Here is a 10205-nt window from a genome sequence, read left to right as displayed (position 1 = left end):
TAGATGGCGCCGTCAAGGCTCAGCGCGCCGAGGCCGTGGCGCGGTGTGGGCATGGGGCCCATGGCTTCCCACGCATCGGTTTCCGCGCGCCAGGCCCATACCTCTTCATAGACCCCGCCGCCATCTTCAAACCATTCGCCGCCAAACACGTAGAGCGTGTCGCCAACGCTGGCGGCGGCGAGGCCGCCTGACCCGCGCGGACCGCGTGCGGGCTGGGGAAGGGGGGCAGCCATGGTCCAGCTATTGCTGGCCGGGTCATAGACCTCATGTACGGGCGTGTTGCCGCCGGAGACGGTGCGCCCGGCCACGACATGGATGAGGCCGTTCAGCACGGCTGCGGCGGCGGAATTGCGTGCGCTCGGCGCAGGCGCAAGCGTGATCCATTCGCCGCTGGCCGGGTCGAGCGCGAGATGCGCGGTCACGTCCGACTGGTCATTCCACTGGGCGTTCTGGGCGCCAGAGGGGCGGCGTCCGGTCATCACATGGATGCGGCCGTCAATAATGGCGGCCACGTTTTCCGCCCAGGGACCGGGCAGGGCCGGGCCTTCATGCCAGCCGGCATCCTCGCCGGGGCGGTAGATCCAGACGCGCCGCGTGGATGACCACGGCCCGCCATTTTCCGCTGTATAGCCGCCAATCGCGTAGAGTGTGCCGTCCAGTCCCACGCATTGCGGGTGATGGGTCGGCACGGGCAGGCTCGGCATGTCGCGCCAGCTCTCGTCGACACCGGGGGTGAGGGCGAGGACGCGGTCGGAAATGTCCAGCGGACGCTCCGAAATGCCGGTCGCAAATCCGCCCACAACATAGAGCGTGCCATCAAGCAGGGCGGGATAGATTTCCTGCACCGGGAAAGGCAGGTCCGGCGCATTGCTCCAGCGCGCATCGCCCTGCGTGCGGGTCCATCCGGCGCCTGTGGCCACAAGGCCAGCGCCAGCTGCCAGTCCAAGCGTTGCCGCCCTGCGTGTCAGTTTCATGGTTCCAGCCTCCCCTGATTGGCCTGACGCTAGCATCGCAGCGGTGAGGGGGCCAGACGCGCCGCCGCCGAGCCCTGCAGCGATTGCATGGAACGCAAGGCCTTGTCTGCGCGCTGTAGGCCTTGTTGCGGCTGGTCAGCAACACTCGGGAAGACGGCTCATGAGTGAAGTCAACAATCTCCATTCCCTTCTGCGCAACATGGCGGACGGGACGGACGGCGAAACCGTATCGGTCGGCGACCTGCTGAAGACGGCCGGGCGGCGCTCCTATGGCCCCTTGCTGCTTTTGCTGGGCATCATTTCCGTCAGCCCGCTTGCCGCAATTCCCGGGGCGAACTGGCTCTTCTCGCTGATCACCCTTCTGATCGCACTGCAGATACTGTTTGGCCGCGACCGGCCCTGGGTGCCGCAGCGCTTGCTCGATCATGAATTCAGCCGCGAGCGCCTCATGCAGGGCGTGACCGCGTCAGAACCGTATGCCCGCACGATTGACCGCTTTCTGAAGCCCCGATTGAACGTCCTCACGCGCACGCCTTTCGTCCAGCTGGTTGCGCTGATCTGCATAGGTGCGGCGCTGGTGTCCTTTCCGCTTGGCTTCGTGCCGCTGGGGCCCTTGCTTCCGGGACTGACAGTTCTCGTCTTTGGCCTTGCCATCACCTCAAATGACGGACTTCTGGTTATTGTTACCGGCATTCTGCTGGCCGCATCGGTATGGCTGCTGGTGCATTTGTGGAGCCAGATTGCGCAGTCGCAGCTGATGGGCTCTGTGATGTCGCTCTTTGGCGGCTCCTGACCGGGTCCTGTAACCACACACCCGCACCCGCCAACAACACCTCGCCGTTTGCCCCTGCGCCTAGGGCTTGGTAAACCCGTATCCAGCTTTGCTGGCACGTGATTCCGGTGGCCGGCGACAATCCCTTGCGGGCCATCCCGGAGCCCGCCCGGCTAGCAGGACAGATACGCTTGAGCGAGACACCAAACGAACCCGGTCTGGACGAGTCCGGTGTGAACGGGAACGGCATGAATGGCGGCGATGCGGGCGGGCAGGAGCCACCGCGTCCCGAAGGCGGCCCGATGATCTCCATCGAGGACGAAATGCGCCGCTCATATCTCGATTACGCGATGAGCGTGATCGTGAGCCGGGCCATTCCCGATGCACGTGACGGCCTGAAGCCGGTGCACCGGCGTATCCTGTGGTCGATGCACGAGCAGGGCTATACCCACGACAAGCAGTACCGCAAATCGGCCCGCGTCGTCGGTGACGTGATCGGTAAATACCATCCGCACGGCGATCAGGCGGTCTATGACGCGCTGGCGCGCATGGCGCAGGACTTCTCGATGGGGCTGAAGCTCCTCGATGGTCAGGGCAATTTCGGTTCGGTCGACGGCGATCCGCCTGCGGCGATGCGGTATACCGAAATCCGCATGGACAAGCCGGCTGAGGCATTGCTGGCCGATATCGACAAGGAAACGGTCGATTTCCGCGAGAACTATGACGCTTCCGAGCAGGAGCCGATCGTTCTGCCCGCGCGCTTCCCGAACCTTCTGGTCAACGGGGCCGGCGGTATCGCGGTGGGCATGGCGACGAACATTCCGCCGCACAATCTGTCGGAAGTCGTCGATGCCACGGTGGCCTTGCTGGAAGACCCCGAACTTTCCGACATCGACCTTCTCGAATATGTGCCGGCGCCGGACTTCCCGACAGGCGGTGAGATCCTTGGCCGGACCGGCGCGCGCAACGGGCTGCTGACCGGGCGCGGCTCTGTCCTTGTGCGGGGCAAGACCACGATCGAAGAGATCAGGAAAGACCGTCAGGCCATCCTTATCCACGAGATTCCCTATCAGGTGAACAAGGCCTCGATGATCGAGAAGATCGCCGAGCTGGTGCGTGAAAAGCGCGTCGAGGGCATTGCCGATCTGCGCGATGAGTCCGACCGTTCGGGGATGCGCGTGGTGATCGAACTGAAACGCGATGCCAATGCCGAAGTGATCCTGAACCAGCTCTATCGCTGGAGCCCGCTGCAGACCTCGTTCGGGGTCAATATGCTCGCCCTTATTGGCGGCAAGCCGCAGCTGGCGGGCCTGAAGACCTATCTTGAGACCTTCATTGCCTTCCGCAAGCAGGTAACCGCGCGGCGGGCCAAGTTCGATCTGAAGAAGGCGCGCGACCGGGCCCATATCCTGATCGGTCTCGGCATTGCGGTTGCCAATATCGACGAGGTGATCCGCCTGATCCGGGCAGCACCCGATCCCGCGACGGCGCGCGAACAGCTGAAAGAGCGCGCCTGGCCGGCGGCCGATATCGCGTCTCTCGTGGCGCTGGTGGCCGATCCGCGTTCGATCATTCTGGAAAACGGCACCATCCATCTGACCGATGAACAGGCGCGCGCGATTCTGGACCTGCGCCTCAATCGTCTGACGGCGCTGGGCCGCGATGAAATCTCCAGCGAGGCGGAAAAGCTCGCGGTGGAGATTGCCGACCTTCTGGACATCCTCAAGAGCCCGGTGCGCATCCGCGAAATTGTCAAGGACGAGCTGCTCGATGCCAAGGAACGCTTCGGCGTGCCGCGCCGCACCGCGCTCGTCGAGGGCGATTTCGAGATGGAGGATGAAGACCTCATCCCCCGCGAGGAAATGGTCGTCACGCTCACCCATGGCGGCTATGTGAAGCGCACCCCGCTCTCGCTCTACCGGGCGCAGAACCGGGGCGGACGGGGCCGGGCCGGCATGGCGATGAAGGACGAGGATTTCGTCTCGACGCTGTTCGTCGCCTCCACCCACGCGCCTCTTCTCTTCTTCACGTCTGACGGCATGGTCTACAAGACCAAGACATGGCGCCTGCCGCAGGGTGCGCCCAACACCAAGGGCAAGTATCTGACGAACCTTCTGCCGACGCTGGCGGAGGGTGCGCGCGTGACCTCGATCATGGCGCTGCCCGAGGACGAGGCCGAATGGGATCGTTTCGATGTCATGTTCGCCACCACGGCGGGCACTGTCCGGCGCAACAAGCTTTCCGACTTCGTGCAGGTGAACCGTAACGGCAAGATTGCGATGAAGCTGGAAGAGGTGGACGGCCAGATACTGGACGTGCGCCTGTGCCATGAAGGGCAGGACGTGCTTCTCGCCACGGCTAATGGCAAGGCTATCCGCTTCCCTGTCACCGATGTACGGGTATTTGCCAGCCGCAATTCCACCGGCGTGCGCGGCATCCGCATGGAGAGCGGCGATACCGCGATTTCCATGGCGATCCTCAATCATGTCGAGATCAGCCGGGCCGAAACACGCGCCTATCTCAAACGCCGCCGCGCCGAAATGCGCAATGAAGGCGAAGACGAGCTCGATGCTGCAGAGGCCGAGATCGAGACCGGCGACGAGGAGGAGGGCGAGGAAATCACCCTCTCCGAAGTGCGCTATCTGGAACTGCGCGCCCATGAGGAGATACTCCTCAATGTCGTGGAATCCGGCATGGGCAAGCGCGTCATCTCCTACGAGTACTACACGCAAGGCCGCGGTGGTCAGGGCGTGTGGACGAAGGACAAGCGCTTCCCCGAGCCGCTCGCGGCGTGCTTCCTGATCGAGGAAGGCGACACCGTCATGGCCGTTACCGATGGCGGCCAGCTTATCCGCTTCCCGCTCCATTCAGTGCGCATCGCCAGCCGCGCGACCAAGGGGGTACGCCTGATCCGTCTTGCCAATGGCGAGAAGGTGGTGTCCGTTGCGCGCATCGCCCAGAATGACGAAGCCGAGGGCGAGACCGAAGGCGAGGATGCCAGCGGGGGCGAGGCAGACGGAGCCGTTGACGGCTCTGGCGGAGACACCTGATGAAAGAGCGCGTCGCCCTCTATCCCGGCACGTTCGATCCGCTGACGAACGGTCATATCGATATCGTCCGGCGGGCGGTGAAGCTCTATGACAAGCTGGTCATCGGGATTGCCCGCAATGAGGACAAGCGCCCGCTCTTCTCGCTCGACGAGCGTGTCGAAATGGCGCTCGACCTGACGCGCGAATATACCGGCGAGACGGTGATCGAGGTGCGCCCCTTTTCCGGCCTGCTGATGCATTTTGCAGAAGAGGTGGGGGCCGGGGCGATCATTCGCGGGCTGCGCGCCGTTTCCGACTTTGAATACGAGTTCCAGATGGTCGGCATGAACCAGCGCCTCAATCCTGACATCGAGACGGTGTTTCTGATGGCCGATCCGCGCCACCAGGCAATTGCCTCCCGCCTCGTGAAGGAAATTGCGCGGCTGGGCGGGGACATCACCGCTTTCGTGCCGCCCACGATCAAATCGCGCGTACTGGAAAGGTTTGCCAAATGATGCGTCTTGCTTCCGCCCTTCTCACTGCCAGCGTCAGCGCGCTCGCCCTTGCGACTTCAGCCTGCGCCGATGCGTCGAGCGAGGCAGAAACCGATGCGCGCGAAGCTGCTGTGCAGGAGGCACCAGCGCAGAGCGCCGCGCCCGCGACGCCTGACGCCGATGCCATCATCGCCAATGCGGCCGATGCCGCCTGGCGCCGGGTTGACCCGGAAAACCTGCTCGTCATCTCCACCCGTCATGGCGATATCTGGGTGGAGCTGGCCCCCGAATTTGCGCCCAATCACGTCGCGCGCATCCGCGAGCTGGTGGCCGACGGCTTCTATGACGGCAAGGTCTGGCACCGCGTGATTGACGGCTTCATGGCGCAAGGGGGCGGCGCATCGGACAATCCGGGGCTTGCCGCTGACGTTGCGCCGCTGAGTGCCGAATTCATCGTGCCCCGCGCGCTCGATACCAACATCGTGCTGTCCGAACTTCAGGACCGGCAGATCAATCCGCGCGAGAGCAGCACTACGGCCCGTGCGGGTTTCTGGAACGGTTTCCCGACCTCCACCATGCCGCTCGGCCAGGCCGCTATCCGCGCTGATGGCGTTGTGGAATCCTGGCTGCTGCACTGCCAGGGCGCAGCCGCGATGGCGCGCACGTCCGATCCGAACTCGGCGCGCAGCCAGTTCTACATCACGCGCGATCACGCCCCCCATCTCGAAGCGGTCTATACCGTGTGGGGCCGTGTGCGGGCTGGTCAGGAAGCGGTGAACTCGATCCGCACTGGCACGATGGGCGAGACGATGGGCTTCCGCCCGGATTTCATCATGTCGATGCGCATTGCCAGCGAGTTGCCCGAGGCAGACCGGTTGACCATTGATGTATTTGACACTGCCTCAGCCGATTTTGCGGCCTATCTTGAGGCTATCCAGATGGCCAATAATGGCCGTCTTCCTGATGTCTGCGACATCGAAATTCCTGTTCGCATAACGGAGTAAGTCTTTTGGCCGATACCCTCATCTTCACCCTCGATACGGGGGGTGACGTCAAAATCCGTCTGCGCCCCGATCTTGCCCCCAAGCACGTCGCGCGCATCACCGAGCTGGCGCAAAGCGGCTTTTATGACGGCATCAGCTTTCACCGCGTGATCGACGGTTTCGTCGCGCAGGGCGGCTGCCCGAAGGGCAATGGCACGGGCGGTTCGGGCCAGAAAATCCCGGCGGAATTCAATGCCGAGCCGCATGTGCGCGGCACGATGTCGATGGCGCGCACCAATGATCCGAACTCGGCTGACAGCCAGTTCTTCATCTGCCTCGATGCTGTGCCCTATCTCGACAACAGCTACACGGTCTGGGGCGAGGTCACCGAAGGCATGGAGTTTGTCGATGCGCTGCCCAAGGGCGAGCCGCCGCGCAACCCCGGCAAGATCGTGAAAGCGACGGTCCAGTAGCGGCCATCTGACCAACCTTGTCAGTTGCAGCCTCTGCCTGAGAACCGACACTGCCCTGTGAAAGAATTCGCAGGGAGATCAGACCATGTTGCGTTCCATGATGGCAGTGGCTGCAATCGCACTCGGCGCCGCCGGGGCCGAGGCCCAGTATTCCGGCTCCATGCTGCGCGCGGGCGAGGTCTTCACCGGCGAGATCAGCAACCGCAATGCTCCGATGGAGGACGGCATCTATGTCGATTGCCTCAATCTCGATACCCAGGCCGGCCAGAACTACACGGTGACGGTTCAGGCCGCTGAGTTCGACGTGTTCATCATGTCGGGCGAGGGCGGGTGCGAGGCTTCTGCAGGCGCTGCCGATTTCAGCTATGAACGCCTCACCATTCCCGGCGATGGCCGGCGCTGGGCGATCTTCGTGCAGAATGATGTCCCCGACGATTTCGGGCGCTACCAGCTCGCGGTGAGCGGCCCGGGTGGCGGCTCGACGGCGGTCGCCTCTGCCGGGCAGGGCGCGGCGCCGGCCTCCGCGAATTCCCATGGCCGGGGCAGCCAGACCCACGCGGCGGCGTGGGCGGCCTTCCAAGCCGACAATTATAGCGAGGCCCTTCCCCTGATGGAGCTCGCGGCAGCTTCAGGCGATCACGAGTCCCAGTACGCCGTGGGGTATATGTACACGTTCGGGCTGGGCACGGCGCGCAACTACCTTCAGGCGGCAGAGTGGCTGCGCCGCGCGGCAGAGCAGGGCGACACCAACGCGCAGACCCTGCTGGTGCAGATAGCACCCAACATCTCCCAGGCCCTCTTCATCGACCATATCGACCGTTACGGGCCCGATACGTCCAGCTTTGCCATGTGGGCCGGCGATGTGGCCGAGTATTGCACGCTGCGCGGACCGAACTGCACCCAGCTTCGCGCCGATCTGCGCCGGGCCGAGCAGGCCAATAATCTGCGCGCGCAATCGGAGAGCATGGCCCGTATCTGGAACCTGCATGGCGGCGGGCAGAGCCAGGAACAGTTCTTTGCCCAGTCGCGGGCGCGCCTTGAATGTCTGCGCCGGGTGCGTCAGTCGATCCAGGCTCAAAATTCAGGTCAGCAGGACTGGCGTTACGTCAATACCTGCTGACGGTGAACGAATGTGCCCCCGCCCTTGGCGGGCGGGGGATTTGGCGCTAGTTCCGCGCGCATGAAGCTCTCCGATTTCGATTTCGACTTGCCTGAAGACCGCATTGCGCTGCGCCCGGCCCGGCCGCGCGATGCTGCGCGCCTGCTTCATGTCGCAAAAGGCGGAGCGCTTGGCGATCACACCATGCTTGAGCTACCGGGGCTCTTGCAGCCCGGCGACCTTCTGGTGCTGAACAATACCAGCGTCATTCCCGCCGCCCTGACCGGAGAGCGGCCCGCGCGCGACGCTGGTGGCGGCGGACCGGCGCGTATCGAGCTGAACCTGCACACACGCATGAGTGCCGATAGCTGGCGGGCTTTTGCTCGTCCTGCCAAGCGCCTGCGTCCGGGTGATGTGCTGCAGTTTGCCGCCGGCTTGTCTGCGCTGGTCCTCGAAAAGGCAGACGGCGGCGATATTGCGCTGGAATTCAACCGGTCAGGCGCGGCGCTTGATGAGGCTCTGGAGAGTGCCGGCAATCCCCCTTTGCCGCCTTATATCGCGTCGAAACGTGCGCCCGACGCGGCCGACCGCGATGACTATCAGACAATGTTTTCAGATCCTGCCCGCAAGGGCTCGGTCGCTGCGCCGACAGCCGGCCTGCACTTCACGCCGCGCCTGTTCGATGCGCTCGCCGCGCGCGGTGTCAACCATACCACGCTCACCCTGCATGTCGGCGCAGGCACCTTCCTGCCGGTGAAAACCGAGAATGTCGCCGAGCACACCATGCATGCCGAATGGTATGAGATCGGAGAGGACGCCGCTGCTGCCATCAATGCCGCCCGGGCCGCAGGCGGGCGCATCGTCCCGGTCGGCACCACGGCGCTGCGCACGCTGGAAAGCGCTGCCGATGCGCACGGCACGATAAAGGCGGGAAGCGCGGAGACGGCGATCTTCATCACGCCGGGCTATGATTTCCGTATCACCGACGCGCTGCTGACCAATTTTCACCTGCCTAAATCGACCCTGTTCATGCTGGTCAGCGCGCTTGCCGGCCTTGATGTGATGCGCGGCGCCTATGCCCATGCCATCGCACAGCACTACCGCTTCTTTTCCTATGGCGATGCCTGCCTGATCGAGCGGCGGTAGTCCTCCCGCTTCGTCATTCCGGAAAGCGCGGAGCGCTTATCCGGAACCCAGAGTCTTCAAAAAATCTGGGTTCCGGGTCTCCCCCGGATCAAGTCCGGGGTTCGCCTGGAATGACGAGGAAAGGGACGTCGGCGCGCGTGCGCCCTATAAATCAGGCCTTCTCGCGGCTGGCCTTCTTGCGCTCGTGCTCCAGCAGGAGCTTCTTGCGGATACGGATAGATTGCGGTGTCACCTCGACGAGCTCGTCGTCATTGATGAATTCCAGCGCATATTCCAGCGTCACGCGGACCGGCGGCACCAGCACGACGGCCTCGTCGGCGCCGGCGGCGCGGATATTGGTCAGCTTCTTGCCCTTGAGCGGGTTGACGATCATGTCTTCCTCGCGGGCATTGAGGCCGATGATCATGCCTTCATAGACTTCCGTTGCGTGGCCGATGAAGAGCTTGCCGCGCTCCTGGATATTCCATAGCGCGTAGGCGAGGGCCTTGCCGGTTTCCATCGAAATGATGGCGCCCTTGGGCCGCTGACCCACTTCGCCGGCCTGTTTGGGCCCGTAATGGTCAAAGCTGTGGAACATCAGGCCGGAGCCCTGGGTGAGGGTCAGGAATTCGGAGCGGAAGCCGATCAGGCCGCGCGTCGGGACGATGTAGTCCAGGCGCACCCGGCCATTGCCGTCCGGCACCATGTTCTTCATCTCGGCCTTGCGCGAGCCGAGGCGTTCCATCACGCCGCCCTGGTGGATCTCCTCCACATCGATGGTGAGGTTCTCGTAAGGCTCGCTCTCGACGCCATCGACCATCTTGGTGATGACTTCCGGGCGGCCAACCGCCAGCTCGAAGCCTTCACGGCGCATCGTCTCGATCAGGATGGAGAGGTGCAGTTCGCCCCGGCCCGACACCTTGAACTTGTCGGCATCATCCAGCTGCACCACGCGCAGCGCGACGTTGTGGATCAGCTCGCGGTCGAGGCGCTCCTTGATATTGCGCGAGGTGACGAACTTGCCTTCGCGGCCCGCGAAGGGTGAATCGTTCACCTGGAACGTCATCGAGATGGTCGGCTCGTCGACCACCAGCGCGGGCAGGGCCTCGACATGCTCCGGATCGCACAGCGTGTCAGAGATGCTCAGCGGATCAATGCCGGAGAAGGTGACGATGTCGCCCGCGCTGGCGCTTTCCATTTCCACGCGCTCCAGCCCGTGAAAACCGAACACCTGCAGCACCTTGCCCTTGCGGGTC

General features: G+C 63.7%; 8 protein-coding genes and 1 pseudogene. 7 read left to right on the top strand and 2 right to left on the bottom strand.

The window, feature by feature from the left end:
• Nucleotides 1-974, bottom strand: a 974-nt coding sequence (locus ACTS2Z_RS05815; RefSeq protein WP_442572278.1) for a Kelch repeat-containing protein, incomplete at its 3' end; no start/stop codon positions are given.
• Nucleotides 975-1134: 160 nt separating this feature from the next.
• Here ACTS2Z_RS05815 and ACTS2Z_RS05810 point away from each other — a divergent pair.
• From ACTS2Z_RS05810 to queA, 7 genes are all read left to right on the top strand, one after another.
• On the top strand, nt 1135-1767 hold the full coding sequence (locus tag ACTS2Z_RS05810) for an exopolysaccharide biosynthesis protein (RefSeq protein ID WP_442572277.1): 633 nt from the start codon (nt 1135-1137) through the stop codon (nt 1765-1767).
• Nucleotides 1768-1937: 170 nt separating this feature from the next.
• Entirely contained in the window at nt 1938-4796 is a 2859-nt protein-coding gene (gene gyrA / locus ACTS2Z_RS05805) for a DNA gyrase subunit A (protein WP_442572276.1), read from the top strand.
• Nucleotides 4796-5290, top strand: coding sequence for a pantetheine-phosphate adenylyltransferase (coaD, locus tag ACTS2Z_RS05800; RefSeq protein ID WP_442572275.1), 495 nt, complete (start codon nt 4796-4798; stop codon nt 5288-5290). The genes gyrA and coaD overlap by 1 nt, the downstream gene beginning before the upstream one ends.
• Nucleotides 5287-6273 (top strand): peptidylprolyl isomerase, encoded by a 987-nt coding sequence (locus ACTS2Z_RS05795; RefSeq protein WP_442572274.1) that lies wholly within the window; start codon nt 5287-5289, stop codon nt 6271-6273. Before coaD ends, ACTS2Z_RS05795 begins: the two co-directional genes overlap by 4 nt.
• Nucleotides 6274-6278: 5 nt before the next feature.
• A complete protein-coding gene (locus ACTS2Z_RS05790) occupies nt 6279-6725 on the top strand; it encodes a peptidylprolyl isomerase (RefSeq protein ID WP_442572273.1) in 447 nt (148 codons plus the stop codon).
• An 85-nt stretch (nt 6726-6810) separates the two neighbouring features.
• The gene (locus ACTS2Z_RS05785) at nt 6811-7845 is read left to right on the top strand and encodes a tetratricopeptide repeat protein (protein WP_442572272.1); all 1035 of its coding nucleotides are present in this window, start codon (nt 6811-6813) and stop codon (nt 7843-7845) included.
• A 60-nt stretch (nt 7846-7905) separates the two neighbouring features.
• A complete protein-coding gene (gene queA, locus ACTS2Z_RS05780) occupies nt 7906-8970 on the top strand; it encodes a tRNA preQ1(34) S-adenosylmethionine ribosyltransferase-isomerase QueA (protein WP_442572271.1) in 1065 nt (354 codons plus the stop codon).
• 151 nt (nt 8971-9121) lie between these two features.
• Here the strand turns inward: queA and ACTS2Z_RS05775 are convergent.
• Nucleotides 9122-10205: pseudogene (locus ACTS2Z_RS05775) on the bottom strand (translational GTPase TypA); the annotation flags it as partial.

Origin of the sequence: Glycocaulis sp. (assembly GCF_052168375.1) — a bacterium.
In the GTDB taxonomy this organism is placed as follows: Bacteria; Pseudomonadota; Alphaproteobacteria; order Caulobacterales; family Maricaulaceae; genus Glycocaulis.
This window is presented reverse-complemented; position numbering and strand designations above follow the sequence as displayed.